At 68.4% G+C, this 26440-nt stretch carries 30 protein-coding genes; 17 read left to right on the top strand and 13 right to left on the bottom strand.

Going from position 1 to position 26440, the window contains the following annotated elements; all coding sequences use genetic code 11:
* Positions 1-25: 25 nt before the first annotated feature.
* The gene (locus HOW07_RS07635; protein ID WP_064294105.1) at positions 26-340 is read right to left on the bottom strand and encodes a YbjQ family protein; all 315 of its coding nucleotides are present in this window, start codon (positions 338-340) and stop codon (positions 26-28) included.
* Between the two features lie 99 nt (positions 341-439).
* Between HOW07_RS07635 and HOW07_RS07630 the strand changes: the two genes are divergently transcribed.
* Positions 440-1048: a hypothetical protein gene (locus HOW07_RS07630; protein WP_175116575.1), complete on the top strand. Its 609-nt coding sequence runs from the start codon at positions 440-442 to the stop codon at positions 1046-1048.
* Positions 1049-1351: 303 nt separating this feature from the next.
* Entirely contained in the window at positions 1352-3070 is a 1719-nt protein-coding gene (locus tag HOW07_RS07625; RefSeq protein ID WP_371743608.1) for a bifunctional 3'-5' exonuclease/DNA polymerase, read from the top strand.
* A gap of 79 nt (positions 3071-3149) precedes the next feature.
* Here HOW07_RS07625 and HOW07_RS07620 read toward each other — a convergent pair whose 3' ends face one another.
* A complete protein-coding gene (locus HOW07_RS07620; RefSeq protein ID WP_175116574.1) occupies positions 3150-4241 on the bottom strand; it encodes a hypothetical protein in 1092 nt (363 codons plus the stop codon).
* An 8-nt stretch (positions 4242-4249) separates the two neighbouring features.
* Positions 4250-5557 carry a heparan-alpha-glucosaminide N-acetyltransferase domain-containing protein gene (locus HOW07_RS07615; RefSeq protein WP_175116573.1) on the bottom strand — a complete coding sequence of 436 codons (1308 nt, stop codon included), beginning with the start codon at positions 5555-5557 and terminating at the stop codon, positions 4250-4252.
* A 204-nt stretch (positions 5558-5761) separates the two neighbouring features.
* Between HOW07_RS07615 and rpsF the strand changes: the two genes are divergently transcribed.
* The 5 genes from rpsF (at position 5762) to dnaB (ending at position 9439) form a co-directional block, all read left to right on the top strand.
* The gene (rpsF, locus tag HOW07_RS07610) at positions 5762-6169 is read left to right on the top strand and encodes a 30S ribosomal protein S6 (protein ID WP_217485263.1); all 408 of its coding nucleotides are present in this window, start codon (positions 5762-5764) and stop codon (positions 6167-6169) included.
* Positions 6170-6174: 5 nt separating this feature from the next.
* On the top strand, positions 6175-6696 hold the full coding sequence (locus HOW07_RS07605) for a single-stranded DNA-binding protein (protein WP_064295656.1): 522 nt from the start codon (positions 6175-6177) through the stop codon (positions 6694-6696).
* A gap of 65 nt (positions 6697-6761) precedes the next feature.
* Complete coding sequence (gene rpsR, locus HOW07_RS07600) at positions 6762-7025, top strand: 30S ribosomal protein S18 (RefSeq protein WP_056010351.1); 264 nt, start codon at positions 6762-6764, stop codon at positions 7023-7025.
* Between the two features lie 12 nt (positions 7026-7037).
* Positions 7038-7490 carry a 50S ribosomal protein L9 gene (gene rplI, locus HOW07_RS07595; protein WP_056780635.1) on the top strand — a complete coding sequence of 151 codons (453 nt, stop codon included), beginning with the start codon at positions 7038-7040 and terminating at the stop codon, positions 7488-7490.
* A gap of 575 nt (positions 7491-8065) precedes the next feature.
* A complete protein-coding gene (dnaB, locus tag HOW07_RS07590; protein WP_371743662.1) occupies positions 8066-9439 on the top strand; it encodes a replicative DNA helicase in 1374 nt (457 codons plus the stop codon).
* A gap of 173 nt (positions 9440-9612) precedes the next feature.
* Here dnaB and HOW07_RS19785 read toward each other — a convergent pair whose 3' ends face one another.
* Both HOW07_RS19785 and HOW07_RS07580 read right to left on the bottom strand, forming a co-directional pair.
* Entirely contained in the window at positions 9613-10299 is a 687-nt protein-coding gene (locus HOW07_RS19785) for a type II CAAX endopeptidase family protein (RefSeq protein WP_175116572.1), read from the bottom strand.
* Between the two features lie 239 nt (positions 10300-10538).
* Positions 10539-11276, bottom strand: a complete 738-nt coding sequence (locus HOW07_RS07580; RefSeq protein ID WP_175116571.1) for a MerR family transcriptional regulator — start codon at positions 11274-11276, stop codon at positions 10539-10541.
* A gap of 107 nt (positions 11277-11383) precedes the next feature.
* Here HOW07_RS07580 and HOW07_RS07575 point away from each other — a divergent pair, with 107 nt between their 5' ends.
* Positions 11384-11629: a hypothetical protein gene (locus tag HOW07_RS07575; protein ID WP_175116570.1), complete on the top strand. Its 246-nt coding sequence runs from the start codon at positions 11384-11386 to the stop codon at positions 11627-11629.
* Positions 11630-11680: 51 nt separating this feature from the next.
* On the opposite strand, the gene HOW07_RS07570 is transcribed toward HOW07_RS07575, so the two are convergent.
* A complete protein-coding gene (locus HOW07_RS07570) occupies positions 11681-12133 on the bottom strand; it encodes a hypothetical protein (protein WP_175116569.1) in 453 nt (150 codons plus the stop codon).
* Positions 12134-12222: 89 nt separating this feature from the next.
* Here HOW07_RS07570 and HOW07_RS07565 point away from each other — a divergent pair, with 89 nt between their 5' ends.
* Positions 12223-12588: a hypothetical protein gene (locus HOW07_RS07565; RefSeq protein WP_175116568.1), complete on the top strand. Its 366-nt coding sequence runs from the start codon at positions 12223-12225 to the stop codon at positions 12586-12588.
* A gap of 4 nt (positions 12589-12592) precedes the next feature.
* A complete protein-coding gene (locus HOW07_RS07560) occupies positions 12593-13102 on the top strand; it encodes an RES family NAD+ phosphorylase (RefSeq protein ID WP_371743607.1) in 510 nt (169 codons plus the stop codon).
* 46 nt (positions 13103-13148) lie between these two features.
* Here the strand turns inward: HOW07_RS07560 and HOW07_RS07555 are convergent, their stop codons facing one another.
* Positions 13149-13646: a CGNR zinc finger domain-containing protein gene (locus tag HOW07_RS07555; protein ID WP_175116567.1), complete on the bottom strand. Its 498-nt coding sequence runs from the start codon at positions 13644-13646 to the stop codon at positions 13149-13151.
* 85 nt (positions 13647-13731) lie between these two features.
* Between HOW07_RS07555 and HOW07_RS07550 the strand changes: the two genes are divergently transcribed.
* Positions 13732-14604: an alpha/beta fold hydrolase gene (locus tag HOW07_RS07550; protein WP_175116566.1), complete on the top strand. Its 873-nt coding sequence runs from the start codon at positions 13732-13734 to the stop codon at positions 14602-14604.
* A 33-nt stretch (positions 14605-14637) separates the two neighbouring features.
* On the opposite strand, the gene HOW07_RS07545 is transcribed toward HOW07_RS07550, so the two are convergent.
* Positions 14638-14805, bottom strand: a complete 168-nt coding sequence (locus HOW07_RS07545; protein WP_175116565.1) for a hypothetical protein — start codon at positions 14803-14805, stop codon at positions 14638-14640.
* 78 nt (positions 14806-14883) lie between these two features.
* Between HOW07_RS07545 and HOW07_RS07540 the strand changes: the two genes are divergently transcribed.
* Positions 14884-15390 (top strand): hypothetical protein, encoded by a 507-nt coding sequence (locus tag HOW07_RS07540; protein WP_175116564.1) that lies wholly within the window; start codon positions 14884-14886, stop codon positions 15388-15390.
* A 337-nt stretch (positions 15391-15727) separates the two neighbouring features.
* Here the strand turns inward: HOW07_RS07540 and HOW07_RS07535 are convergent, their stop codons facing one another.
* Complete coding sequence (locus tag HOW07_RS07535) at positions 15728-16597, bottom strand: hypothetical protein (protein ID WP_175116563.1); 870 nt, start codon at positions 16595-16597, stop codon at positions 15728-15730.
* 318 nt (positions 16598-16915) lie between these two features.
* Here HOW07_RS07535 and HOW07_RS07530 point away from each other — a divergent pair, with 318 nt between their 5' ends.
* The 3 genes from HOW07_RS07530 (at position 16916) to HOW07_RS07520 (ending at position 19376) form a co-directional block, all read left to right on the top strand.
* On the top strand, positions 16916-17797 hold the full coding sequence (locus HOW07_RS07530) for a MerR family transcriptional regulator (RefSeq protein WP_175116562.1): 882 nt from the start codon (positions 16916-16918) through the stop codon (positions 17795-17797).
* 199 nt (positions 17798-17996) lie between these two features.
* Positions 17997-18395 (top strand): hypothetical protein, encoded by a 399-nt coding sequence (locus HOW07_RS07525; RefSeq protein WP_137242998.1) that lies wholly within the window; start codon positions 17997-17999, stop codon positions 18393-18395.
* 264 nt (positions 18396-18659) lie between these two features.
* On the top strand, positions 18660-19376 hold the full coding sequence (locus HOW07_RS07520) for a hypothetical protein (RefSeq protein WP_175116561.1): 717 nt from the start codon (positions 18660-18662) through the stop codon (positions 19374-19376).
* Between the two features lie 142 nt (positions 19377-19518).
* Here HOW07_RS07520 and HOW07_RS07515 read toward each other — a convergent pair whose 3' ends face one another.
* Entirely contained in the window at positions 19519-19947 is a 429-nt protein-coding gene (locus HOW07_RS07515) for a helix-turn-helix domain-containing protein (RefSeq protein WP_175116560.1), read from the bottom strand.
* Between the two features lie 110 nt (positions 19948-20057).
* Here HOW07_RS07515 and HOW07_RS07510 point away from each other — a divergent pair, with 110 nt between their 5' ends.
* Both HOW07_RS07510 and HOW07_RS07505 read left to right on the top strand, forming a co-directional pair.
* A complete protein-coding gene (locus HOW07_RS07510; protein WP_175116559.1) occupies positions 20058-20933 on the top strand; it encodes an oxidoreductase in 876 nt (291 codons plus the stop codon).
* A 90-nt stretch (positions 20934-21023) separates the two neighbouring features.
* Positions 21024-21659 (top strand): LysE family translocator, encoded by a 636-nt coding sequence (locus tag HOW07_RS07505; RefSeq protein ID WP_175116558.1) that lies wholly within the window; start codon positions 21024-21026, stop codon positions 21657-21659.
* A 58-nt stretch (positions 21660-21717) separates the two neighbouring features.
* Here HOW07_RS07505 and HOW07_RS07500 read toward each other — a convergent pair whose 3' ends face one another.
* The 3 genes from HOW07_RS07500 to murQ form a co-directional block, all read right to left on the bottom strand.
* Positions 21718-24549, bottom strand: coding sequence for an FAD-binding and (Fe-S)-binding domain-containing protein (locus HOW07_RS07500; RefSeq protein ID WP_371743606.1), 2832 nt, complete (start codon positions 24547-24549; stop codon positions 21718-21720).
* Positions 24550-24668: 119 nt separating this feature from the next.
* Positions 24669-25454, bottom strand: coding sequence for a glucosamine-6-phosphate deaminase (nagB, locus tag HOW07_RS07495; protein ID WP_175116557.1), 786 nt, complete (start codon positions 25452-25454; stop codon positions 24669-24671).
* A 19-nt stretch (positions 25455-25473) separates the two neighbouring features.
* Entirely contained in the window at positions 25474-26370 is an 897-nt protein-coding gene (gene murQ / locus HOW07_RS07490; RefSeq protein ID WP_175116556.1) for an N-acetylmuramic acid 6-phosphate etherase, read from the bottom strand.
* Positions 26371-26440 lie beyond the last annotated feature (70 nt).

The raw sequence follows: 26440 nt of genomic DNA, 5'->3' as shown, positions 1-26440 counted from the left end.
GACCGCGTCGGTTCAGGCCCCGTGCTCAGCCGAGCTTGACGGCGGTGCCGTAGGCGACGACCTCCTGGTAGTTCTGGCCGACCTCGGCCGCGTCGAACCGCATCGCGAGCACCGCGTCGGCGCCGAGCGCGGTGGCCGCCTCGATGAGTCGCTGCTTCGCCTCCTCGCGGCTCTCAGCGAGCTGCTTGGTGAGCCCGGAGAGCTCACCGCCCAGCAGCGCCTTGAAGTTGGCGCCGAGTTGCACGCCCGCGTTGCGTGCACGGACCGTGAGTCCGGTCACCTCGCCCAGCACCTCGGTGACCTGGCGGCCGGGGACATCGTTCATCGTCGAGATCAGCATGTTCGCAGTCTGGCACCGCTGCGCCCACCCCCATAGGGGGGATGTCCCGGGTTCCGACCGCTTCATGGGAACGATGAAGTCAAATATATTTGACTCAACTTGCATCTCATATTCCTTTATGGTCATGGCAACCTGGAAGTTCCAGGAGAACAGGGGTTCAAGATGAGGAAAGTATCCGTGCGTGGCGGCGTTACTGGAGCGGCGGTGGCCGCACTCGTGGTTTCCGGGGCGGTCTTCCCGGCGCATGGCGAGACAATTGAGCCCGCGCAGCTCCCCGCCTCATCGCCGTCGAGCGGCCTCCCAGCAGGGGAAATCGATCAGGATACCGTCGCAGCCGCTGTTGCGAATCTTGAGGTTTCGGACTTCGAACGCGCGACCACCATTGACGGTTCATCAGTCATCACCACATATGACTTGGGATCCGGGATTAAGTTGGCCGTTTCTCAGGACCGATCGCGTCTCGGTGGCGGCTGGGGGCCTTACGGGCTGTATGTGGATCTCAATCGGACCGATCGAGGGATCATCGCTAGCGGCGGTGCCGGTGCTCTGGCGGTTGCGCTGTGCGCATTGCCCGGCGTTGGCATTCCGCTCTGCGCAGTAGCTACCGGGGTCTTCGTTGCAGCGGCAGCCGCTATTGCCGCTCATGGTCTATGCGGCAATGTGCTTCGTATCCACGTTCAGCAGCTCGGATATCCGCAGTGCGTGTGAACTCCCGCCGCGAGCCGCTGCAGATCCGACGCGCTATGACCGCCGGATTAGTGTCCAGCGCGGTTCTGATTGCCGTGGTCGGTCAGAACCTGACGTATACCCCGGCGGAATATGCGGCAGTTGCGGGCGGAGTCGGTGTTCTGCTTCTCGCTTGTTATCTCGTCCTGAGGTGGATCAACGAAACCCGCTCGAGGTGATCGCGGCACACGCATCGTGAACCCGGCTGCCGGACGGAGGGCCTTTCCTTCGTTCGGCCGCTGGGTCGCGTCGGGCGAGGTCGGCGGGTGACGGCAGACTGGGGTGGTGCACATCGTCCTCCAGCAGCTCGACGGCGCCCGCGTGCGCGTCATGCACCTCGAGGACCGCCCCATTCCGTCCGGCGAACCACCTCCGGTCTCCGAGACCACCATCCCGCGCGCCGACCTCGCGGCCTTCGTCCGGCGTCTCGAAGCCGAGCCGAATCCGCCGCGCTGGGTCTGGGACGACACCACGCTCTGGTACCCGGCGCTCCTCGCCGCGGGTGTCCGGGTCGCCCGCTGCGTCGACCTCCGGCTCTCACACAACCTCCTCCGCAACGCCGCCTTCACCGCCGACTCCGCCCTCGCGACGGCTCCGGCGGGCCCGTGGGACGAGGTCCTCGACCCGCGCGTCGCCCAGCGTGCGGAGGCGGTCGGGACCCTCTTCGACCTCGACCTCCCGGGCGGCGAACGCGATCCCGTCGCCGAGTTCACGCTCCAGCGTGACGCCGTCGACGGTGCGACACCGCAGGGACGCTCGCAGCTCGGACTCCTCCTCGCCGCCGAGTCCGCCGGTGCCCTCATCGCCACGGAGATGACCTTCGCCGGTCTCCCGTGGGACGCCGAGGCCCACGACCGCATCCTCGCCGACGCCCTCGGCCCCAAGGTGCCGCCCGGTGTCCGTCCGGCGAAGCTGGCCGCGGTCCTCGAGGAGGTCAAGGCCGCCCTCGGGGTGCAGGAGCTCAGCCCCGAGTCACCGGGCGAGCTCCTCAAGGCCCTGCAGCGTGCCGGCATCAACGCGACGTCCACTCGCCAGTGGGAGCTGCAGGAGATCGAGCACCCCGTCATCGAGCCGCTGCTCCGGTACAAGAAGCTGTCCCGTCTCCTCACCGCGAACGGTTGGACGTGGGTCGAGACCTGGGTGAAGGACGGACGCTTCCGTCCCACCTACGTTCCCGGCGGGGTCGTCACGGGCCGTTGGGCGTCCGACGGGGGCGGTGCCCTCCAGCTGCCGCACCAGGTCCGCGGTGCCGTCCTCGCGGACGAGGGGTGGCGCTTCGTCGTCGCCGACGCCGCCCAGCTCGAGCCACGCATCCTCACCGCGATGTCCGGCGACCGTGCGATGGCCGATGCCGGACGCGGGGTCGACCTCTACCAGGGCATGGTCGACGTCGGCGCGGTCGACACCCGACCACATGCGAAGATCGCGATGCTCGGTGCCATGTACGGCGCGACGACGGGGGAGAGCGGGCGCCTCCTGCCCCGGCTCACGAGGGCGTTCCCGCGGGCGATCGAGTTCGTCGAGACGGCAGCCAGGGCAGGAGAACGCGGCGAGCGGGTCAGCACCCGGCTCGGTCGCACGTCACCGCTGCCCGGCGAGACCTGGCGCGAGATCCAGTCGGCCGCATCGATGGAGGGGGCGAACACCGCCGCGACCCAGCGCGCCCGCATGGAGGCGCGCAGCTGGGGTCGCTTCACCCGCAACTTCGTCGTGCAGGGCACTGCCGCCGAATGGGCGCTGTGCTGGATGGCCGGCCTCCGGACGCGGCTGCAAGCGCTCGCCGCAGAGTCGGTCGGACCGGCGGCCGCGCTCACCGAGTCGGCCCACCTCGTCTTCTTCCTCCACGACGAGATCGTCGTCCACTGCCCCGAGCACCAGACCGAGCGGGTCGTCGCCCTCGTGCGCGAGGCGGCGGCCGAGGCCGGTCGCCTGATCTTCGGCACCGCGCCGGTCGAGTTCCCGGTCACCACCGCCGTCGTCACCTCCTACGCCGACGCCAAGTAGCCCGCGAACTGTCACTTGACGCGGGTGCGCGTGGCCCGCACTGTTCCGAAGTGACAGTTCGCGGGCTGGGATGGGGGGTTCAGCCGCCGGTGATCGCCCGGACGGCGTCGGTGATGATGAGGTACCAGCCGTAGACGCCGAGGGCCAGACCGATGAGCCACCACCATTCCGTCCGACGGGACAAGCGCCGTCCCTGCCGTGCCACTCCTCGTGGTGGACGGATCAGTGGGAACGAAGCCGCCATCGACGCCGCGTCGGCCGGTTCCAGTCGGCGATCCCGCCAGCGCTCCCATTGCGCGACGCGCTCGGTCAGGATGTCGACGACCGACAGCACCCACGTCCACACCTCGGGGTCGAGGGTCGAGAGGTCTTTGGGTGAGTAGAGGAAGAGGTGGTCGTCGACGATCTCGACGTCGAGCTCGGCGACGGTGTCGATGAACCGCGCCATGATGTCCGGCGTGAAGAGGTAGAGGGCGTCGGTCTCGTACCCGCGCGGGCAGTACAGCGCGAAGTGGCGGTCGAAGTCGCCCTCGAGCCGCAGCCGTTGGTCCTTCGTGAACGTGACTGGGAGCCTCGGGTGCAGGAGCGAGTTGTTGCCGACGGCGTCCAGGACGATGTGGGGGAGCGCCACCGGCAGCCGAAGGGCCACGTAACCCCAGCGGTGCACCTTCCGGTTCCGCCCCGAGCCGATGGTCGTCTCCAGGTTCGCGACCGACAGCTGCGACCTGCCGTCGCGCCAGACGAGGTCCCTGGCCACGCTCGTCCCACCCATGGTGAAGATCAGCCCGGGCAGCGCCACGGGAACGGCGATCGGTCGGTAGCCCAGGCCGTTCGCCCGAGCGAATCGGTCCAGCCGGTACTGACGCACGCCGCTGCGTCGTCGGACCGTGCGCACCAGCAGGACGAGCATGCCGACGGGCAGCGCGAGGTAGGGCAGGAGGATCAGGGCCGACCATCCCAGGGGTTCATCCGGCATCGAGCCGTCTTCGAGCACCAACCACCAGGCGGAGAGGAAGAAGATCGGCAGCACCGCCAGCACGACGGCGGGCCAGATCGCCGCCAGGAGTGGTGGACGGATCTCGCCCGGGAGGCCCCTGCGGTACTCGCGAAGCGCGCGTCGGTCGATCCGTTCCGTGAGCGGTCGCGTGTCCAGCGTCGAGGTTCGTGTCATCGGACCGGTCATCGTACGTGCGGTGTTCCGTGCGGTTCGGGCACGGGCGTCATCGTCGCGGGCGTCCGACCAGGGCGGTTCGCGGCGACCGTGAGTGCCCGGCCGGCCGCGTGGACCAGGGCCTCGAGCGGACCGCGACGCTTCGTGAGGGCGATGATCCAGCCGAGGAGGAGCGCGCCGGCGACGTGGACGAGCCAGAGCTGCGGGCTCGAGATGAGCCACGCCGTGTCCGCGTACGTCCCGGCGATCGCGGCGATCAAGGCTCCCACCGACGCCATGAAGACATGCGCCGAGTAGACGGTGAGCGGAGCGGCCCCGGCGCCGGTCGCCGGCAGGAGCGCGAGCGACCAGCCGCGGTTCAGGGCGGTGCCGAGCGCCAGGCACAGACCGATGACGACCGCCGCGATCCCGATCGTGAAGACGAGGTCGAGCGTCGTACCCGAGTGCGGGGCGCGGGCGACGAGCCACCAGAAGGACTCCGTGGGGCTCGTGCCGTACATCCCTTCGGCGAGGGCGTCCTCGACGGCGGTGATCGTCGTCGGATCGGGCTCGAGGCCGCCGGTCCAGGCGCGCGCGATGCCCTGCACGCCGCCGACGGGACCGAGGAGCAGGGCGGCGAGGCGGTCCGCGGCGATGGCGACGACGAGTCCGATCGCCGCGAGCCGGAGTGCGAACCGTCGCAGGGTCCCGTCCGCCCGCGCATCCATGAGCAGCCGGCCGACCGCCATCCCGACGAGGACGTAGACGATCCACGTGAGCGCCGGGTACACCCCGGTGAGGAGCAACCCTCGGGCGAACCCACCGCCCGAGACGTCGAACCAGGACGCACTGCCGATCTCGGGGGAGTCGACGCCGCTGAGCGGCATGCGGAGCGCCTGCGAGCAGATCGGCCAGACCACCGCCCAGACGGCCGCGACGATCAACAGCGTGCGCGGACGCCACGTGACGGCCGGGATCGCGAGCCAGAAGGTCACGCCGTAGTAGGCGATGATCACGTAGATACCGCCTGGCAGGACGCCGAGGGTGAGGCCGAGGACGAGCAGGGCGAAGCCGCGGCCGAAGAGGTTGAGGCGCGCGGCGGCGGGGGATCCGGCGGCGAGGTCTCGGCGGCTCGTGAGGACGATCCCGATGCCGGCCAGCACGGCGAACAGTGCAGCGGCCTTGCCCGACAACACCTCCGTGATCGGCGTGTGCCCGCCGGTGGCGATGTCGAACGCCCACACGTGCGTGGCCATCATGCCGATGAGGGCGAGGAAGCGCGCGAGGTCGAGACCGATCAGTCGGTCGGCGCGCTGTCGGCTGGCTGGGCTGCTCATCGGGTCCAGCATCCCACGCGTGGCGGCTCCGCGACAGGCCCGCGGTGGCGGTACGGGCTCCCGTCCGGTACGCTGTGGAGGTTGCCCGGGTGCGTACGCTCTGTTCTCGCCCGATCGCAACGATGCTTACACCCTCCTGCCACAGAAAGTCTGTGGCCGTTCGAGTCCGAAGGAGGTGGGTTAGTGACGCATCAGTACGAACTCATGGTCATCCTCGACCCCGAGATTGACGAGCGCACGGTTGCACCGAGCCTCGACAAGTTCCTCAACGTCATCCGCAACGATGGTGGAACCATCGACAAGGTCGACATCTGGGGCCGTCGTCGTCTCGCTTACGAGATCAACAAGAAGACCGAAGGCATCTACGCCGTCGTGGACTTCACTGCGACGAGCACTGCCACGCAGGAGCTCGACCGTCAGCTGAAGCTCTCCGAGGCCGTCATGCGCACCAAGGTGCTGCGTGCCGAGGAGGCCATCGCTCAGGTCGCCACCGAGACGAAGCGCAGCGAAGAGAAGGCCGCCCGCAAGGCTGCCGCAAAGCCCGCTGCCGCTGTCGCCGCGGCTCCCAAGGCAGACGCGGCTCCGGCTGCGGCTGAGACCAAGGAAGCCTAGGGCTCATGGCCGGCGAGACCGTCATCACCGTGGTGGGCAACCTGACCAGCGATCCGGAACTGCGTTTCACGCAGAACGGCCTGGCTGTCGCCAACTTCACCATCGCTTCCACGCCGCGCAACTTCGATCGCGCGACGAACGAATGGAAGGATGGCGAAGCGCTGTTCCTGCGCGCGAGCGTTTGGCGTGAATTCGCCGAGCACGTGGCCGGATCGCTCACCAAGGGAAGCCGCGTCATCGCGACCGGGCGTCTCAAGCAGCGTTCCTACGAGACGAAGGAAGGCGAGAAGCGGACTTCGATGGAACTCGAAGTCGACGAGATCGGCCCTTCGCTCCGGTACGCGACCGCGACCATCAGCCGTGCACCCTCGGGTGGCGGCGGCGGTGGTCAGCAGCGCGGCGGCGGAGCTCCGCAGGTGCAGCAGAACGAGCCCTGGGCTCAGAGCGCACCCGCAGCTTCCGGCGGCAACGGCGGTGCAGATGCCTGGAACACTCCGGGTAGCTACAGCGACGAGACCCCCTTCTAAACAGATTCGATCGGTCCGGTTCTGCCGGGTAGCCGATCACTCCATTCACACGCAAAGGAACAACCATGGCTGGAAAGTCGAGCGGCGACCGCCGCAAGCCTGCCCGCGGTGCCAAGGGCGGCAAGAACGTCGCTCCCGCGAAGGCGATCCGCGTCGGTGTCATCGATTACAAGGATGTCGCCACGCTTCGCAAGTTCATCTCCGAGCGGGGAAAGATCCGTGCTCGTCGTATCACCGGTGTCAACGTCCAGGAGCAGCGACTCATCGCACGTGCGGTCAAGAACGCACGCGAGATGGCGCTCCTGCCCTACGCCGGCTCTGGCCGCTAGGAGGCGCCGCACATGTCGAAAGTTATTCTGACGCACGAGGTCTCCGGCCTCGGCTCCGCTGGTGACGTCATCGACGTCAAGAACGGCTACGCCCGCAACTTCCTCGTGCCCCAGGGTTTCGCGACCCCGTGGACCCGCGGTGGCGAGAAGCAGGTCGAGCAGATCAAGTCGGCCCGCGCTGCGCGCGAGCACGCCACGATCGAAGAGGCCCAGGACCTGAAGGCTCGCCTCCAGGCCACCAAGGTCAAGCTCACGGTCAAGACGGGTGGCGAAGGCCGTCTGTTCGGTTCCGTGAAGCCTGCCGACATCGCGAAGGCCGTGGCGGAAGCCGGGCTGGGCGAGGTCGACAAGCGCAAGATCGAGATCCACACCCCGATCAAGTACGTCGGCGAGCACGAGGCCACCATCAGCCTCCGCGACGAGATCGTCGCCACGATCACCCTTCAGGTGGTCGCGGCCAAGTAGTACCCGCCGTGCGGTGTCGGGCCCTCGGGTCCGGCGCCTCATGCACGTCGTGATGAGCGCGATGGCGGTGGACCGAGAGGTCCGCCGCCATCGCGTTTTTCTGTGCCCAGAACGGGGGCGGAGTGTCGTCTCGGCGTCTGCGCGTTACACCCGTTTCGTCCTCGGAGTCAAGCAAGTTGTACACAGGTGACCCCCGTTCTCCTCAACGTTCGACACAGGATCGAAAGAACTTTCCACACACAGCCTGTGGAATCAGAATCTCCTGGTCAGGACAGTATTGACTGGCGGAAAAACTTCTCTCTCCACAGGGTTTCCCACAGCTTGTGCACACGACACGCGGCGTTTCCCCCGATCTCTCCACAGAGTTATCCACAGGCGGAGTTGGTTGTGGAGACGAGTGGCCCTATCGTGAGTCATCGGCGTCTCGGAACAGCCGGGCGAGCAGGCTGAGCAGCCCTCGTCCGTAGCCCGTGGGCGCCCCGCAGGGCCCGTGCGTGTCGCACGTTCCTGCTACACCTGAGTCGTCTCCACCCGCACCATCTGAGTCCACATCGAGAAGGGATGTCCACTTGTCGATCGCTCACCTCAACCGCTCTGAGAGCGGCGGATCGTACGACGAGCCCCGGAGCGGTGAGCGGGTCCCTCCGCACGACCTCCTCGCGGAGCAGAGTGCACTCGGCGGCATGCTGCTGTCGAAGGACGCGGTCGCCGATGTGGTCGAGACGCTCCGTGGTGTGGACTTCTACATCCCCAAGCACGAGGTCATCTACGACGCCCTGCTGACGCTGTACTCGCACGGTGAGCCCACCGACGTCATCACCGTGACCGACGAGCTCGTCAAGACGGGCGAGCTGTCCCGCGCCGGCGGTGCCGATTACCTCCACACGCTCACGAGCCTCGTGCCGACCGCGGCGAACGCCGGGTACTACGCCCGCATCGTCGCGGAGCGCGCACTGCTGCGTCGTCTCGTCGAGGCCGGCACCCGCATCGTGCAGATGGGGTACGCCGCCGAGGGTGAGGCCGTCGAGCTCGTCAACTCCGCTCAGGCCGAGATCTACGCCGTCTCCGGCAACCAGGAGGTCGAGGACTACGTCCCGCTGACCGACGCGGTGAGTGCGGCGATCGACGAGATCGAGGCCGCCAAGCACACCGACGGTTCCATGACCGGCGTGCCGACGGGCTTCCGCGAACTCGACGAACTGACGAACGGTCTGCATCCGGGTCAGCTCATCATCGTCGCCGCCCGACCCGCCATCGGTAAGTCCACGCTCGCGCTCGACTTCGCCCGAGCTGCGTCCGTGCACTACAACCAGCCGTCGATCTTCTTCTCGCTCGAGATGGGTCGTAGCGAGATCGCGATGCGTCTCATGAGTGCTGAGGCGTCGGTGCCGCTGCAGCTCATGCGCAAGGGCACCGTCGACTCGCAGGACTGGACGAAGATCGCGCAGGTGCGTGGGCGCATCAACGACGCTCCGCTCTACATCGACGACAGCCCGAACATGACGCTCGTCGAGATCCGTGCGAAGTGCCGTCGACTCAAGCAGCGTGTGGGACTCAAGATGGTCGTCATCGACTACCTGCAGCTGCTGACGTCCGGTAAGCGTGTCGAGAGCCGTCAGCAGGAGGTCTCGGAGTTCTCCCGGGCGCTGAAGCTCATGGCGAAGGAGCTCCAGGTCCCCGTCATCGCGCTGTCGCAGCTGAACCGTGGTGCTGAGCAGCGAGCCGACAAGATGCCGGCACTGTCCGACCTCCGTGAGTCGGGCTCGATCGAGCAGGACGCCGACATGGTGGTGCTCCTGCACCGCGAGTCCGCCTACGAGAAGGACAGCCCGCGAGCAGGCGAGGCCGACCTGATCATCGCCAAGCACCGCAACGGACCGACCCGCACGATCACGGTCGGCTTCCACGGCCACTTCTCGCGCTTCGCCGACATGGCGCCGGGGATGTAGCCCTCTGGCTCACTCGGAGTGGGCAACCGGCTCTCTCTGCGCCTCCCAGGAAGCGGAAGGCGAGCGGGAGATGATGAGCCCGCGACCGATTCGGCGTGTATCGCCGGTCAGGACGCTCTGGTATTCCACGCCGGGGGAAATCGCGCGATGGTGCCTTCCTATTCGTCTCGGCCCTACAGCCCGAGGCCCTTGGCGATGAGGGCGGCGGAGTTGTAGGTGATATGGACGATGACACTCGTCCAGATCGATCCGGTCCGCCAATAGAGGTAGGTGCTCACGACCGACATGAAGACGGCTGAGAAGAAGACGACGTTGATGCCGTGGGCGAGTGCGAACACCAGGGTCGATCCGATGATCATCACCCATGGCCCCCAACGCTTCAGAAAGCTCGCGAGGACACCGCGGAAGAGGAGCTCCTCGCCGAACGGTTCGATGACTCCGCCCATGGCGAGCGTTCCGAGGAAGAATGCGATGCCTGCGGTCGCGGCGGTGTCGTAGTCCGCTTGCGTGTTGTCGTCAGGGAAGAGCGGATCGAGGACGAAGATCGACAGCAGCGACGCGAGGCCCATCGCGACGAGGCCCAGCAATGCCGCGAGGAGCAACCACCTCGGGGCGACCCGGCGGAACCCGAATGCACTCAGCGGTCGCCGGCGGATGAGGACCGCGGCGACGAACGCGAGCACGGGGACGGCGGCAGAGAGTGCGAACTGCGCGACTCCCGATGCTGCGGCTGGGAGCTCGAGCAGATAGAGGCCAAGCCCGCCGCCGATGTACAGCACGACAGCGGTGATCGCCGCGACGGCGAGTTCGGGCCAGCCGACGCTGCGAGAACGATCTGTCGGCATGGTGTCGGTGTTCACTGAAAAGCCCTCCTGTCGGTGTCGCGCACTTCACGACACGGACAGTCGACAGCCTGCCCTTGGGGCCGAGTCAAGCCTCGCCGATTCGAATGATCACGTGCCCTCTCGGCGAATCGGGCGATCGCGTGAGCGCGGATACAGCCGTCAGGCCACCGAGAAGGTGTTGTTCTTCATGGGCGTCATCGGACACCGTGCCCCGACGACAGGGTCAACTCCGTGGCGCCCGTGACGCGGATCGATCACAGCGTTTCATCGTCCACTGGGTCAGCCTTGCGCACGATCTCGTTCGCGCGCGCGAGAGCGCGCAGCTGGCCGTGGTTGAAGGCATCGACGACCGCAGAGGAGAGTGCCTCCTGCGCGAGATTGCCCTTCGTCCGCTGAGCCGATCGCAGATCAGCAGCCCACGGGAACCGTTCCCGGTGAGCCGCCATCGACACCGCGAGGAGCTGTGCGACATCGTCGACGGCCCTGTCGTCCGACTCGTCGGTGAGGGCTTCGAACGGTTCGCTCGCCTCATCCGGCTCGTTCAGGAGGTCGCTCGTGTCGTGGAGCGCCGTCTCGTTCAGGACGCGGGAGTACACGGTGAGCAACCCGCGATAGTGCTCCGGGAGGCCGTCGGCGGAGTGCGCGAACGGCGTGGGCGTGTCGAGCGGCGCGCGGTATCGCAGGAGGAGGGCGAGTTCCGCGCGCACGCGCTGCAGTCGTTCGATGCTCGCCTCGAGTTCGGCATCGAGGACGGCGATAGATGCGTCGGTATCGACCATGCTCGTGGCGAGCGCGCGGATCTGCGCGAGGGAGATGCCGAGATCGCTCATCCTCTTGACCTGCAGGAGCCGCACCAGGTGGGAGGTCTGATACTGCTTGTAGCCATTGCGCGCGCGCTCCGGCTCATCGAGGAGCCCGACCTGATGGTAGTGCCGGACCGTTTTCACCGTCGTGCCGGCCAGATCGGCCAGCTGCTGCGTGCTCCACGCCATGCGGTTCTCCTCCGTCTTCGATCTCAATACCAGCAGATGCCCCAGGGGCAGCGTCAAGCGAACGGATGACTTGACTCGGCCCCAAGGGCACGGTGTCCTCTCATTCCATGAAGAAATTGAGTGCCGCCCTCGCCGTCCTCGCGGGTCTCGGAATCCTGATCGCCGTCTCCTTCACCCTGCACAACAGCAACCCGAACGTGCTGCGCTTCCTCCCCGACCCGATCACGAACTTCATGATGGACCACGGTTGGGTGTCCTGGATCGGGACCGCGGTAGGCGCGATCGCGATTCTGTCTCGGCTGTATGTCGAAGGTCGAGTCGAGAAGGAGCAATCGCGTCGTTCCGCTCAGTAGCGTGCTTGCCCCACTCCGGCCTCACTCGTCCCGGTGCGCGCGCCGCTGCGGTCAGCGGCGCGACGACCGTCGTGCGGTCGTCGACGTGGCATGACGGTCGGCTCGTCGCCTGCGGTCGGCGCGGATCGTGACCGCGGTCAGCAGAACTATGATCCCGAAGGCGCCGAACAGCCATCCGCCGACCGCTCCGGCGTCGAGTTGGCGATCGTCGTCAGCGCCCACGGCTCCGCGATAGAGGGCGACCGCGGTGACGATGACGAGCAAGGTGATCGAGAACGTCTCCGCGGTCGGAGCGAACGCCCGTCGAGTCGGCACGGGGAGCAGCGACACCGTGACGCCAGCCAGCAAGGCGACCACCGTGGCCGGCCCGGCGACCGCCACCGCCGTCATCGCGTCGAGGTACTGGTTCCGGCGGCCCGGGGGTCCCATCATCGCCGCCGAGACCAACGTCGAGGCGAGGAAGACTCCGAGCAGCGAACCCCACAATGCCGCATACGCCTTCATCCGTCGCCTCCCTCGAACGACCATAGCGGCCCTGCAGCCCCTTACCGAGAGCGTCCGTTCCGTTCCCTCATCGCCCTCGAAGCAGCAGAATGCGCACTCTCGACGACTGGCTCGTCGCACTGCGACGACGGGCCCGAGGAGCGTCTCCGTGGCTCAGCGCCTTCCAGCAAGTAGAACGCGCACTGCCGGCGGCCACCGACCCGTCGGCCACCGCCGATATGACCATGGTGGTCATGGCCGATCTCACTGGACCTAGACGGGCGGAGCTCGTCGACATCGTCCGCCGACTCCAGGCCGCGACGGGGACCGAGGATGAGCAGGACCAGCTCCTCGGGGTCCTTCGCGCGAACGTGCCTGATCCGCGCGTGTCCGACCTGATCTACTGGCCGCCGTCCGTGCTCTCGCCCGACGAGATCATTGTCCGCGCGCTCGCCTACCGGCCGTTTGCGCTCTGACACAGTGACCGACATCGGCCTGACCTTCGCGCCACCACTGAGGGGCACGTTCTACCGCGCGATCGACCCGAGCTTCCGCGAGTTCGCGATCGCCGGATCGCGCACCGCTGGGCGCTACTCGCGGGCGAACGAGCCGACGCTGTACCTGAGCTCGTCCGTCGACGGTGTCGAGGCCGCGATGATCGCCCACCAGGATGCTCGGGCGGGGGCGCGCGAGATCGTTGAGATCGACGTCGAGGCGCCCGGCATCGTCGACCTGCGCGACGCGCGGGCTCTGGAGTCGGCAGGCATCGACCTCGCCGACGCGACAGCCCCGTGGCAGGACATCGCCGCCGGCGGAGGCACGCCGACGTCGTGGAGCGTCCGCGACCGCCTCCTTGCCGGCGGCGCGAATGGATTGATCGATCCCTCGCGCAAGCGGCCGGGGCTCTGGCATCTGGTGCTCTTCCGCTGGAACGAGCCTGATGCGCCGAGCGTCAGCTTGAGAGGGACTCATGTCGCCGCCGCGAAGTGACGCCGCGACACGACGTTCGTCCTGATCCGAGCGTGTACCGGGCCGCTCAGCTCTGAGCGCGGCGCGCATGCGTGCGCGCCTTCATCCGGTTGCCGCAGACCGCCATCGAGCACCACTTCGCGGTGCCAGGGCGGCTGTGGTCGAGGAGGAACAGGTTGCATTCGTCGTTCGCACACGCACGGAGGCGACCAGGGAACTCCGTGATCACGCTCGACCACGCCAGGACGGCCCCCGCCACCAGGCGGTCGTCTTCCGGCATCTGCAGGTCCCAGATCACGCCGTCCCGGGTGACACGCGGGGTGCGCACGGCATCCCCGAGGATGCCCGCGAGGTCTCTGACCGCTCCTCCGTCATCTCCACGGATCATGGTCTGCAGCGCCTGCCTCGCACGTCGAAGGCGCGTCAACTCGTCCACGGATCCGGTGCCGCCCCAGCTGCGCGCCAGGTCTTGCCCGGCCACCCCCTCGAGCTGATCGGTCGGGGTGCCCTCGACGACCGGCGCACTGTTCAACAGGCCCAGCAGCAGCTCCTCGTCGCGAAGCATCGTTCTCCGTTCTGTCGCGCCGACCGGCGCCCTGGATCCATGCTACCGTCTGGCTAACCAGTAAAACAATCTTAAGGGGTTAGCAATGGTCACCGTCCACCACCGCACCGTCTCGATCGACGGGCTCGACGTCTTCTACCGTGAGGCCGGCCCTGCCGACGCTCCCGTGCTCCTGCTCCTTCACGGGTACCCGAGCAGCTCCCACATGTTCCGGCACCTCATCCCGGCGCTTGCCGGCCAGTACCGCGTCATCGCTCCAGACCACATCGGCTTCGGTCGCTCCTCCGCCCCCTCGGTCGACGAGTTCGACTACACCTTCGCGGCCCTCGCAGGGGTGACCAGCCGGTTCCTCTCGACCATCGGCGTGACGCAGTACACGATCTACGTCCAGGACTACGGCGCCCCGGTCGGCTGGCGACTGGCCCTCAACGACCCCACTGCCGTCGTCGGGGTCATCTCCCAGAACGGCAACGCCTACGAGGAAGGCTTCGTACCGAGCTTCTGGGACCCGATCTGGGCCGACGCCGCCGAACGGACCACCGAGACGCGCGACGCGCTCCGTCCGGCCCTCGGGCGGGAGGCCGTCGAGTGGCAGTACACCCACGGCGTGCCGGACCCGACGACCGTCGACCCCGACGCCTGGGAGCACGACCTCGCGCTCCTCGCCCGACCGGGTCAGGACGACGTGCAGCTGGCGCTCTTCCGCGACTACGCCACCAACCGGGACCTCTACCCCGCGGTGCACGAATGGCTCCGCACCTCACAGGTACCGGTGCTCGCGATCTGGGGGCGTCACGACGAGATCTTCGCAGCCGCCGGCGCCACGGCGTTCACCCGCGACGCCCCCGATGCTCGCGTCGAACTCGTCGACGGCGGACACTTCCTCCTCGAATCCGACCTCGACCACGTCGCTACCACCATCACGGACTGGCTCCGGACGACCGAGCGAAGCGCCTAGCTCGGCAGGTCGGTCCCTCCACCCTGACTGCGCTCAGCGGCGGCGCGTTCCGGGCCGGCCAGCTCGGAAACCTCCCCGCCGACGACTGGCCCGTGCGCCGAACTCGTCCAGCGCCTGCAGGACCTCGCCGGCCTGCCAGTAGCGGTTCCGTCCGCCTGCGCAGGACTGGACGAGGATCCCGGCGTCGACGAGCTTCTGCACCGAGGTGTCCGCCGTCGAGAAGTGCAGCCCCGGGATCGATGCTGCGCGATTGTCACCGTCGCGGGTAGGTTCGGTTGCATGGCTCAGACGCTGAACGTCCACGGTTTCAGGAAGCTGGTCGATGAGCCGCTCGCCACCTGGCCGGGTGCGTTGGTCGTCCTCCTGTCGGTACTGGGCGTCGGCTGTATAGCGTCGGCAGCGTTCATCGGCCCGCTGGACGACTACTCGGAGAAGGAGCTGGCGCAGGTACTGCCGATCTTCACGACCTCCATAGGGGCGTTCGTCCTGTCTGCCGGGGTCATCGTCCAGCAGTACACGGGAGCCGTGCAGCTGCGGATCGACTCGGTCTCCCGCGCGGTGGAACGTCTGTCCGAGCCAACGACTCCTGCGCCGGCCACACCTGCAGACGAGGTGTTGCTTCGGCGCTTCACGGCAGAGATGGCGGGACACGTCGAGACCGTCACGCGGCTGCGGAAACGCCTCGGGCTGACCAGGAGAATCAGCGCGGGCCTCGTCTGGGGCGCCGCCGTGATACTCGGTACCGGCGCAGCCCTGAGCTGTTGGGCCCTCCCGGCTCTCAGCTGAGGTCGGATCTCGAAGTCATGCTCCTCGCCCCCCGGACCTGGGCGAGCGTGGCTTCAGCGGCCGTGTTCGCGATGTCGATGCCGTGCCGGAGCGTCGAAGACGCCCGGTACCGACCGAGCTGTACCCCGCGATCGTGCAGAGCCTCCTCCTGCTCGCAACGGCTATCGGCATCATCAGTGTCATTCGCGAGGACCGGCGGAACGCGCGGGTGAAAGCTGCATGAACGGCGACGAGGCATCCGTGCATCGGCGAACGGAGCGCTGCTGACCGGATGAGAGGATCCTCGCCCGGAGGACTGTCGTGCGTCGCTGTCGGTCGGCGGTGCTCACGCTTCATCTCAGCCTGCGTCGCCCCGCCAGACCGCGGCAGGATTCTTGCATCGGAGGCGCCGTGCGTCGCGAGCCCGGACCATCTTCTCCCCCTCCAAGACCTCGAGCGTCACACCGTAGGAGCGATCCGCTGCACGCCGCTCAGTCGGCGTGAGCGTGCTGGGGAGCGCAGCCCACCACTGCCGCAGTGGATCGACGTCTCCCGGGCTCCTGCCCCACTCGTCCTTCGCCGCCGTGATCGGATCAGCGAGCGCGACGCGGTCCCGGCGGCGAGCGACCACCGCCAGCGCAGCGATCCCGGCCACAGCTATGCCGAGGAGCACGAGGCCCGTCATGGCTCGGGCGGGCTCGTACCGATCGACCTCATCCCAGCTGACTACCACGTAAGCGAAGACCACTGTCCACACGACGCCGACCACCACGTACAGCCGCGCCGCGCCGCGCGTGTGTGCGCCGAGCAGGAACGACGTGAGTCTTCCCCGTTCGAGGAGGCCGAAGATCACCGCTGAGACGATCGCGCACAGCCCCACCCACATCGCGGCTTCGTCGACACCGAGAGCCGGCCGGCCGTTGCGAGGAGACGGCAGGACAAGGCCCGCCGCGAGGAGCCCGAGCAGGAGCGCGACCACCGTCGCCGTGTCGCGAGCGCCCCAGCGGGTGCGGGACGCTCTTCGTCCGTCGCCACCGCTGTCCCGAGCAAGACGCGCCTGTGCGCTGCGCAGCCTCGGCACTGCCGCCAGTACCGCCGCGCGGGAGGCCTCGACCACGGCATCGAGGCGCTGCCGACCTCGCAGCTCGGAGAGACGGGTCGTCAGCTCGGCACGCACGTCGGCGTCAAGATCACCCGGGTCACTGTTCCGCAGGACGCGATCGGTCATATCGCCAGCGTAACCACGGTGCCCCAGGGTGCAGCCCTGTGCCGAGCGTGCGCCTTCGGTTCGTTCGTCACGCCTTGGCGAGCGGAATGCGCGCTCTCGACGGACCTTCGACGCGAGTGGCGGGCGATGTGGTCCTGGGAGAGGTTCAGGCTCGTTGCTCTGGTCATGGTCGGCTTCATCCTGTTCGTGCACTCGAACGTAGGAGAACCACAACTGAGGCACATCCGTCTCCCGGGGGACGGCCGTGGGTCGACTTGCACCTGCCGTAGCGTCATGTGGTGCAGTGGACGTATTCCGCCCACCGAGGAAGGCCCCCACATGTTCTCGACTTTCACCCCGCCGCGCCAGGTCACCATCGGAGGCGCCGCCGCGTTCGTCGGCATCACCCCACGGGCGATCCGTCACTACCACCAGATCGGTCTGCTCCCTGAGCCCGAGCGGGGGAGCGACGGTCGCCGCCGCTACGGCTACGACGAGATGATCCGGCTGCTCTGGATCCGTCGGATGGCGGACGCCGGCATCGCCCTCGACGACATCCGCGACGCCTTTGCGGAAGGCATCACCGATACCGACGATGATGTCGCGCGGATCCTGGACCGCCTGGAGGGCTCCCTCGTCGCTCGGCAGGCGGAACTCGAGCAGCAGCGGACCGCCGTGCAGCGCATGCGTGCGCAGGGCAGCAGGTTGGGGCTGCTCTCCGACGTCGTGAGCGACCGCCTCACAGACCTGCCCGTGGGCGCCCTGCGGCAGGACGACCTGGACACCCTGCTCGTGACCGAGCGGATCTTCGGTGGGCTCGGCGCCTCCGTCCAGGCCTCGCGGTTCATCGCCTTGGCCACCCACCCGGAGCTGCGGGAGGAGTCCGACCGGGTCGACGCCGCCGAAGCAGCACTCGACGACACGGTCGCGGTCGACGACCCCCGCGTCGCGGAGGTCGCCGCCGAACGGCATGCCTTCGAGGCGGCCCTCCGCACGGTCATCGAGGACTCCGGCCTGGCGCAGGCCGACGACGACCGCTTCGACGCGTGGGACGAGTCGCACCCCCTTCCCGACGACGAGGACGGCGCAGGCCTGACGTGCGGCTCGACGAGCCTCACCGAGGCCGTCCGGATGATGCCTTACGACTTCTCCCGCGCACGCCTGCGGTGCATGGAACTCGTCCTCGAACTCGATGCGCTCGACCTCACGCCACCGGCCTAGAGGTTCTTCATGTGGGTGTCGATGGTGCGGCCTCCGATCCAGCGATCGGTCCCGTGGCCACAATCGGGCCGGGCTGGCGCGCGGATCGTCGGAGTGGCACGCGCGCCCGCGAATAACACGCCTTCGTCCTTGACTTCAAGCGACGACGGGTGGGTACGGTGTCGGCTTCGGAAACAAACGAGACAAAGGAGTATCTCTGATGCGTACGAAGTTCTCTCGGATCCTGATCACCGCGGTCGCAGCGATGGGGCTGACCGTCGGCGCGGCGGGCGCCGCGAACGCCGAACCCGCTGGGCAATACGAATACGTCTGCGTCGGCACCGACGGCTCGTCCTACAGCATGACCAAGGGCGCGGCGCTGAGCACCTGCAAGGGCTCGTACCTGCAGAAGTACATCAACGGCAAGCAGATCGAAACCATCGCGCTGACCGGACACGGGACCATCGCCGATCCGAACGCCATCAACATGGATTGCCTGGTCGCCGTCGTCGGCACCGGCGCGTCGGCGTACGGCATCGTCCAGACAGCCGGTACCGGCGTCGTCGCCTACGTGGGCCTGGCTGCTTCCGTCTACGGACTGAAGTCCTGCGTCGCGTAAGCGCACACGGTGCGATGACGGGCCCCGGGAGATCTCTCGGGGCCCGTCCGCGGTCAGACCCGGATCGCTTCCCAATCCGGGCCGAGCCAGCCGCGCACCGGCCCACTGTCGTTCCGAGGAATGCTCACAGCACCCAGGGTAGAGGCACCGCCGCACTGCTCGACGAGTGGCCGGGAGACGTGTTCCGGCTCAGGGACCGGTTGCGACATCCGCTTGAGGAAGCTATCTTCCTATAAACACGTTCCATGGACATTGGGGGAGACGATGATTCGGAAGAAGATCCTGGTATTGCTCACGTCCGGACTGGTGGTCGCCGGCGGACTCGGCGGTGTGGCAGCGCAGGCCGTGGCGAGCTCCGCGGAGGCGCCGGCGGAGGCGACCGCGACGCCGACCGAGAGTGCGTCTCCGGCCGCGACCACGCTGCCGACCGAGTCCACGCACATCAACGAGTTCTACCTGCAGGGTCTGTGGCAGCGATTCTTCGAGGTTGGTAAAGCCGCGATGGCGTCCTGCATGACCGAAGCGGGGTTCGGGTTCGACGACACCAGCTTCGACGGGATGCCGCCAGGCCTGAGCGAGGCCGACCAGGATGCCTGGCAGACGGCTGCGGTCCCTTGCCGGGAGGAGCGTGACGCGGCGACCACTGCCGCCGAGGCGGCCTACGTGCCGACCGAGGAGGAGCGTGCCACGGCACTGGCGTTCGCGACGCAGTACCAGGGTTGGATCGATGCGATGCGCTCGTGCATGGCCGACCGCGGCCATGAGTTCGTGGGCGCCGTCGACATGACGCTCCAGGCCTACCCGTACCCCGAAGGTCAGCAGGCGACCGGGATGCCCGACGGCTTGTCTCCCGAGGAGAGCCACCAGTGGAAGTTGGATGCCACCGGCTACGACTCCTCCTTCCCCGAGTCGGAGCAGAGCACCTGGGAGGCGTCCTGCGGGTTCGTCGCCGACGCCGCCTACGGTGGGCCCGGCCACTGATCGGTTCTGCATGAGCCCCGCGTTCCTGGTTCCGTTTCTCCGGAGCCAGGGCGCGGGGCATGCTCACGAGCCCGGGCGACGGGGAGTGCGTCGAGGACGAGGTCTCTCAGGTTCCGATCGAATCCTGCCGAGGCTCGCGATTTCAGCGGTCCCGGCCGGCGTCGAACCGCGCTTGGTGCGCCGAGACCTCGTCGCGGTGCAGCTCGGACCACTCCTTGAGCTGCCGGACGGTCTCATGGAGTGAGAGCCCGAGGTCGGTCAGGTCGTAGGTCACGGTAACGGGAACCGTCGCGGTCGCCGTCCGGCTGATGAGCCCGTCGCGTTCCAACGACTTCAGGGTCTGCGATAGCATCTTCGGGCTCACACCCGCGAGCGTCCGCGCCAGCTCGGAGTACCGCATCGGTCGCGGCTCGCCGTCGCAGTCCGGACCGCTCCCGAGCGCCGACAGCACGAGAGCCACCCACTTCCCGGACACCTCCGCGAGGAGCTGCCGGCTCGGACAGGTGGCGAGGAACGCGTTGTACTGCGCCTTCGCCGCAGCCCGCTTATCTGCCGCGGTGATGGTGGCCATGGTCTCGCTTTCGGTATCAACGCACTTTCGGGTAACTCCTTCCGAAAGGGTAGCGCCTCGCCCAGAGTGGATGACGACACTTCGTCCGACACCTACCGGAAGGCACATCGATGAACCCGACCACCCTGGAACTCCCCGGCGGCACCTGGACCCTGGGTGACCACACGGTCTCCCGCTTCGGCTACGGCGCCATGCAACTCGCCGGGCCATGGGTGGTCGGCCCGCCGAAGGACCATGACGCGGCTCTCGCCGTCCTCCGCGAAGCGGCCGGCGTCGGCATCACCCACATCGACACCGCGGAGACCTATGGGCCCCGCGTCGTCAACGAACTCATCCGCGAGGCCCTGCACCCGTATCCTGCGGAACTGCTCATCGCGACGAAGGCGGGCGGACGCCGTGACGCGCAGGGCGGCTGGCCTGCAGCGCGGAAGCCCGATGAGCTCAAAGCGCAGATCGACGACAATCTCGAGACGCTCGGTGTCGACGTCCTCGACCTCGTCCATCTCCGCCTGGGTGATGCGAACGGACCGGTTCCCGAGCCGGTCACGGAAGCCTTCGAGACCCTGGTCGACCTGCAGCGACAGGGACTCATCCGTCACCTCGGCGTGAGCAACGCCACCGCCGAGCAGGTGGAGGAAGCGCAGGCGATCGCGCCGATCGTGTCGGTGCAGAACATGTACAACCTGGCCAACCGAGGGGACGACGCGCTCATCGACCGACTCGCCGGCGAAGGGATCGCTTACATCCCGTTCTTCCCCCTCGGTGGGTTCAGCCCGCTGCAGTCCGACGCGCTCACCGCGGTCGCAGCTCGACTCGACGCCTCGCCGATGTCCGTCGCGTTGGCGTGGCTGCTGCAGCGCTCACCCAACATCCTGCTGATCCCGGGCACGTCATCCGTGGCCCATCTCCGCGAGAACATCGCGGGCGCCGCGCTCACGCTCGCCGAAGCGGACCTCGCCGAACTGGACCGGATCGCCGCGCCCTGATCGAGTGGATGAGTGGCGACCGACCGGTGCCGGTTCTCGCCCCCGCTTGGTCAGATCAGGAGGAACGCGTCGATAGAGTGGGAGTCCGTGATGCCTCCCGCGGAAACCCTCTGGTCGTTCGCCCTGGTCGTCGGTCTGTTGACGATCACCCCTGGGCTGGACACGGCCCTCGTCCTGCGCACCGCCGCCTTCACCGGCAAGCGGCGCGCCTGGGGCGTGATCGCCGGTATCCAAGTCGGCACGCTCGTCTGGGGCGCCCTCACCGCGATCGGGGTGACAGCACTGTTGACCGCGTCCGAGGTCGCGTACGACGCACTTCGCCTCGCGGGTGCCGCCTACCTGGTCTGGATCGGTGGGCGCATGGTGTGGACGGCGCTGCGGAGCAAGCGGTCGATTGCGCCTGACGCTCGGGACACCGAATCGTCGGGCGGCGTGGTGTCGGGCTTCGTCCAGGGGCTGACGACCAATCTGTTGAACCCGAAGATGGGCGCGTTCTACCTCGCCCTGCTGCCCCAGTTCATTCCGTCGTATGCACCGCAACTCGCTTGGGGCATGGCGCTCACCAGCGTCCACGTCATCCTCGGATCGGTGTGGCTCACGACGCTCGTCCTGACCGCCCAGGTATTCCGCCAGTGGCTCAATCGACGAGCGGTCGCCACGACCCTCGACGTCGTCGCCGGCACCGCGATCACCGGGTTCGGCATCCGTCTCGCCGTGGCGCGCTGAGCACGGGCAGTCGAGGGCGTCGACTCGGGATCAGAACGGCAGCGGGGCGCGGTGTCTCCTAGGCCGGGCCGGACGACGCGGCGTCGAGCAGCTCGAGCACGTGGCGGTAGTCCTCGCCCGTGGCACGGGTCATCCCGAGCTCGCAGGTGCGGTTGCACGACGCGTGCGCGTCGGCACCGAGGGCGGCGACCTCGGCGGCCTCGGCTTTCGTCGCGGACGCCGTCAGCTCGGGGTGCAGCATGCCGCGGTCGCCGGCGAAGGCGCAGCAGCCCCAGTCGTCCGGGACGTGCACGCGCTCGGCCACGGCTTCGCCGATCCGCACGAGATCCGGGTCGAGGCCCATCTGCCGTGAGGAGCAGGTCGGGTGCAGGACGAGTTGTTCGATCTGCGCTGAGACGTCGACCCGAGGCAGGATCTCCCGGGCGGCGAAGGCCACCGCGTCCTCGACGACCACGCCGCTCTCGCTGAGGAGCTTCGCGAAGCCCTCGGTGCAGCTCGACGCGTCGCTGACGACCACCAGGCCACTGTCGGCCACGGACGCTCGAATGCGTTCGACCGTGCGCTGCTCGTTCACCGCAGCGCCGGACGCGAAGCCCTTCGACGACCACGGGGTGCCGCAACAGATCGACTCGACGCCGTCGGGCACGACCATGCTCAGGCCCGACCGTTCGAGCAGGCGGGTGAACGCGCCCATGACGCCGTCCCCGCCGTCCGCCGCGCCGAACATGCTGTTCACGCACGCCGGGACGTAGATGCCGACGGTCGGGCCGTCAGCGGCACCCACCGTCCGACCGAGTGCCTTCCGCGAGCGTCCGCCGCCCGGCAGATCTCCTGAGTACTTCGGCACGGTGTCGGTGCCGAGCACGGCCCTGGCCACGTCGGTCACCGCACCGACCACCGGAGCCGGCAGGAGCTTCGCGCCGGAGAGTGCGACCGAACCGATCCGCGTGACCGGCCCCCAACCGGTGGCGGCCGCCTTCCACCCCGCGGCGGCGACCGGAGCCGCCTCCGTTCGCCGGATGCGCTTGACCAGCGCGCCCGTGTTGATCTGGACCGGGCACGCGGTCTGGCACATCCCGTCGACGGCACAGGTCTGCACGCCGGCGTAGTCGTAGTCGTCTGCCAACTCCTCTGCGAGGGCGATGTCCCCGCGGGCGCGAGCGGACTCCTCGGCACGGCGGACGACGATGCGCTGCCGCGGCGTCAGCGTCAGGTCGCGACTCGGGCAGACGGGTTCGCAGTACCCGCACTCCACGCAGCGATCGACCTCCTCCTCGACCGTCGGCTGGAGCTTGATCCCCTGGAGGTGCGCCTTGGGATCCTCGTCGATCAGCACGCCGGGGTTCATCACCCCGGCCGGGTCGACCAACCGCTTCAGCTCGAGCATCACCCCGTATAGCTCATCGCCGTACTGCCGGCGGACGTACGGTGCCATGGCGCGACCCGTGCCGTGCTCGGCCTTCAGGTTGCCGCCCGCGTCGAGGACGAGGTCGACCATCTGCTCGGTGAAGCCGTTGAACCGGCCGAGCGCGGCGTCGCCCTCGAACCGGTCGGTGAGCATGAAGTGGATGTTGCCGTCCTTCGCGTGGCCGAAGATGACCGAGTCGCGATAGGCGTGCTGCACGAAGAGCTCCTGCAGGCTCGCGCAGGTGTCTGCGAGGGCCGCGGTCGGGACGACGATGTCCTCGAGGAGGGCCGTGGTGCCGGAAGGGCGCGCTCCCGCGACCGAGGCGTAGAGACCCTTGCGGAGCGCCCAGGCGCGCGACCGCTGGGACGCGTCGCTCGAGAACACCACCGGCGCGTGCACGTCCAGACCGTTCAGGAGCACGCCGCCCGCCGTCGCGCGGTCCCGGAGCTCGACGGCGTCCTCGGAGCGGTATTCGACGAGGAGTGCCGCGTGATCCTGCGGCGTGAACCCCTGGATCTCCGCCGGGCTGCCGGGGAGCCGCTGCCCGACCGTCAGGGAGGTGGCGTCCATGAGCTCGAGCGTGGCGGCTCCGGACGCGACCAACTCGGGCAGCGCACGCGTCGCCGCGTCGAGGGAGGGGAACACGGCCAGTGCCGTCGAAACCAGCGGGAGGACGGGGACGGTGCGGAAGGTCGCCTCGGCGACGAAGGCCAGCGTGCCCTCCGAGCCGATGATGAGGTGCTGCAGGACGTCCACGGGCGACTCGAAGTCGAGGAACGCGTTGATCCCGTACCCCATGGTGTTCTTCAGGGAGAACTGGCGCTCGATGGACGCGACGGAGGCCGGGGCCGATCGCACGCGGCGCTGCAGGCGCTCGATGCCCTCGGCGAGCTCCGGTTCCGCTTCGTGGAGCTGCCGGTCGGCCGTCGGGTCGGCCGTGTCGATCGTGGTGCCGGACGGGAGGACGAACACCATCGACTCCAGCGTCCGATAGGTGTTCTCGTCGATCCCGCAGGCCATACCGCTGGAGTTGTTCGCGATGACGCCGCCGATCGTGCACGCCACCTCGCTCGCCGGGTCCGGGCCGAGCCGGTAGCCGAGCCGCGTGAGTCGCGCGTTGACCTGGGCCACCGTCGCCCCCGGCTGCACCCGGACGCGCTTGCCGTCGTCGAGCACCTCGATGGACTTGAACCGCTGCCTGGTGTCGACGATGATGCCGGAACCTGACGCCTGGCCGGACAGGCTCGTGCCTCCCGACCGGAACGTGACGGGTGCGGCGGACCGCGTCGCCGCCCGGAGGATCGCGGCGACCTCGGCAGCGCTCTCCGCGATGACGACCGCCTCGGGCGTCAGCAGGTAATGCGATGCATCCCCGGCGTAGGCGGCCAGGTCGATCGCTCGGGTGCGGATCCGGGAGGGGTCGCCCACGGCTCCGCCGATGGCTTCGGTGATGCGGGATGGGGCGGTGGTCGGGTGTGCCACGAGGCTTCCTTCTCGAATGCGGGCGTCAGCGGGGGTGCAGGGGTGCGGGGTGCTCGGGTGCGGCTGCGGTGGCCGGACGCCTCAGAGGATGGGGCGTCGCCGGCCATCGCCCGGCCGATTCATTCGAAGCGTTGCCAGTCCGGCCGGTTGTCGTAGGTGTAGCGATAGTAGTCCGACAACCGCAGCCTCGATGCCGCTGCCTCGTCGACGACGACGGTCGCGTGCTCGTGCAGCTGGAGCGCCGACCCGGGGACGAACGCGCTGAGCGGTCCTTCGACGGCGGCCGCGACGGCATCGGCCTTCCCGGCGCCCTGGGCGACCAGCACGAGCTCGCGCGCCTCGAGGATGGTCCCGAGTCCCTGCGTCATGCAATGGGTCGGCACCTGGTCGGGCGAGTCGAAGAAGCGGGCGTTGTCCTGTCGGGTCTTCGGCGCGAGGGTCTTGATGCGCGTGCGTGACGCGAAGGACGACGTGGGCTCGTTGAACCCGATGTGTCCGTTCGACCCGATGCCGAGGATCTGCACGTCGATGCCGCCGGCCTCGGCGATGGCCCGGTCGTACTCCTTCGCGGCGGCCGCGAGGTCTGCGGCGCGGCCGTCCGGGACGCGGACGCACGAGGGGTCGAAGCCGAGCGGGGCGACGACCTCGCGCGCGATCACGCTGGCGTACGACTCGGGGTGGTCGGCGGGGATGCCCACGTACTCGTCCAGCGCGAAGCCGCGGGCCTCGGCGAACGACAGCGAGCCCGCCTGCACGCGACGGGCCAGCTCCTTGTAGATGCCCTGCGGGCTGGACCCGGTCGCCAGGCCGATGACGGCCTGGGGCCGCCCGGCGACGATCGACGCGATCTTCGCGCCGGCGACGCGACCGACCTCGGCGGCGTCGGGAAGGATGATGATCTCCACGGTGTCCTCTCGTTCCTGCTCAGGCGCTCGCCGCAGCAACGGCCGAGCGGACGTCGCCGTCGTGCGACTCGAGCAGCCGGGCGGCCGTCGCCGCGTCCACATCGGCGAGCAGCATGACGACCGCGGTCTTGGCGTGTGCGCCGGCCTGCTCCAGGGCGGCGTCGGCGATCGACCGTTCGACACCGGTGGCGTCCGCGACGATCCGCTGCGCGCGGTCGACGAGCTTCTCGTTGGTCGGCTTCACGTCGACCATGAGATTGGAGAAGACCTTGCCCGAGCGCACCATGGACGCGGTGGACAGCATGTTGCAGACGAGCTTCTGCGCGGTGCCGGCCTTCAGCCGGGTCGAACCGGTGAGCGCCTCGGGGCCGGTCATCACCTCGATAGCGATGTCCGCCTCGGCGCTGATCCTGGCGTTCCGGTTGCAGGACACCGCGATCGTCCCCGCGCCCAGATGGCGTGCGTAGCGCAGGCCGCCGATGACGTACGGGGTGCGACCACTGGCCGCGAGACCGACGACGACGTCCGTGGGGCGGAGGTCGGCCGCGATGAGTTCCGAGGCGCCGAGCTCGAGGTCGTCCTCGGCACCCTCGACGGCGACGACGAAGGCGTGCTCGCCCCCGGCGATGAGCCCCAGCACCTCGGAGGGGTCGGTGCCGAAGGTCGGCGGGCACTCGACCGCGTCGAGCAGTCCGATCCGGCCGCTCGTCCCCGCACCGAGGTAGACGAGTCGCCCACCCTGCCGGCGAGCTTCCGTGATGCGTTCCACGGCGCGCGCGATGCTCGGCAGTTCCGCTCGGACCGCGTCGGCGACGAGTCGGTCCTCGTCGTTGATCACCTCGAGCAGCCGGAGCGTGTCCAGCGTGTCGAGGTCGACCGTGCGCGGGTTGCGTCCCTCGGTGGAGAGCGCTGCCAAAGTACTCGATGCTTCAGGCACGAACGGCCCTCCGTTCTGGGTCGGACGGGCTGACGCCGTCGTGGTGGTC

This window comes from Plantibacter sp. MCCC 1A11337 (genome assembly GCF_013349365.1).
GTDB lineage: Bacteria > Actinomycetota > Actinomycetes > Actinomycetales > Microbacteriaceae > Plantibacter > Plantibacter flavus_A.
Note: the sequence above shows the minus strand (reverse complement) of the source record. Positions and strands in the feature narration are given on the sequence as shown.

Excerpts from the sequence above, each read along its gene's own strand:
- HOW07_RS07510 (WP_175116559.1), top strand. The coding sequence starts at position 20,058 with ATGAACCCGACCACCCTGGAACTCCCCGGCGGCACCTGGACCCTGGGT.
- HOW07_RS07525 (WP_137242998.1), top strand. The coding sequence starts at position 17,997 with ATGCGTACGAAGTTCTCTCGGATCCTGATCACCGCGGTCGCAGCGATG.
- HOW07_RS07515 (WP_175116560.1), bottom strand. The coding sequence starts at position 19,947 with ATGGCCACCATCACCGCGGCAGATAAGCGGGCTGCGGCGAAGGCGCAG.
- HOW07_RS07605 (WP_064295656.1), top strand. The coding sequence starts at position 6,175 with ATGGCCGGCGAGACCGTCATCACCGTGGTGGGCAACCTGACCAGCGAT.
- HOW07_RS07620 (WP_175116574.1), bottom strand. The coding sequence starts at position 4,241 with ATGACACGAACCTCGACGCTGGACACGCGACCGCTCACGGAACGGATC.
- HOW07_RS07575 (WP_175116570.1), top strand. The coding sequence starts at position 11,384 with ATGAAGAAATTGAGTGCCGCCCTCGCCGTCCTCGCGGGTCTCGGAATC.
- rpsR (WP_056010351.1), top strand. The coding sequence starts at position 6,762 with ATGGCTGGAAAGTCGAGCGGCGACCGCCGCAAGCCTGCCCGCGGTGCC.
- HOW07_RS07580 (WP_175116571.1), bottom strand. The coding sequence starts at position 11,276 with ATGGCGTGGAGCACGCAGCAGCTGGCCGATCTGGCCGGCACGACGGTG.
- HOW07_RS07635 (WP_064294105.1), bottom strand. The coding sequence starts at position 340 with ATGCTGATCTCGACGATGAACGATGTCCCCGGCCGCCAGGTCACCGAG.
- HOW07_RS07535 (WP_175116563.1), bottom strand. The coding sequence starts at position 16,597 with ATGACCGATCGCGTCCTGCGGAACAGTGACCCGGGTGATCTTGACGCC.
- HOW07_RS07520 (WP_175116561.1), top strand. The coding sequence starts at position 18,660 with ATGATTCGGAAGAAGATCCTGGTATTGCTCACGTCCGGACTGGTGGTC.
- HOW07_RS07570 (WP_175116569.1), bottom strand. The coding sequence starts at position 12,133 with ATGAAGGCGTATGCGGCATTGTGGGGTTCGCTGCTCGGAGTCTTCCTC.
- HOW07_RS07615 (WP_175116573.1), bottom strand. The coding sequence starts at position 5,557 with ATGAGCAGCCCAGCCAGCCGACAGCGCGCCGACCGACTGATCGGTCTC.
- HOW07_RS07530 (WP_175116562.1), top strand. The coding sequence starts at position 16,916 with ATGTTCTCGACTTTCACCCCGCCGCGCCAGGTCACCATCGGAGGCGCC.
- HOW07_RS07540 (WP_175116564.1), top strand. The coding sequence starts at position 14,884 with ATGGCTCAGACGCTGAACGTCCACGGTTTCAGGAAGCTGGTCGATGAG.
- HOW07_RS07505 (WP_175116558.1), top strand. The coding sequence starts at position 21,024 with ATGCCTCCCGCGGAAACCCTCTGGTCGTTCGCCCTGGTCGTCGGTCTG.
- rpsF (WP_217485263.1), top strand. The coding sequence starts at position 5,762 with ATGGTCATCCTCGACCCCGAGATTGACGAGCGCACGGTTGCACCGAGC.
- rplI (WP_056780635.1), top strand. The coding sequence starts at position 7,038 with ATGTCGAAAGTTATTCTGACGCACGAGGTCTCCGGCCTCGGCTCCGCT.
- HOW07_RS07550 (WP_175116566.1), top strand. The coding sequence starts at position 13,732 with ATGGTCACCGTCCACCACCGCACCGTCTCGATCGACGGGCTCGACGTC.
- HOW07_RS07555 (WP_175116567.1), bottom strand. The coding sequence starts at position 13,646 with ATGCTTCGCGACGAGGAGCTGCTGCTGGGCCTGTTGAACAGTGCGCCG.
- HOW07_RS07565 (WP_175116568.1), top strand. The coding sequence starts at position 12,223 with ATGCGCACTCTCGACGACTGGCTCGTCGCACTGCGACGACGGGCCCGA.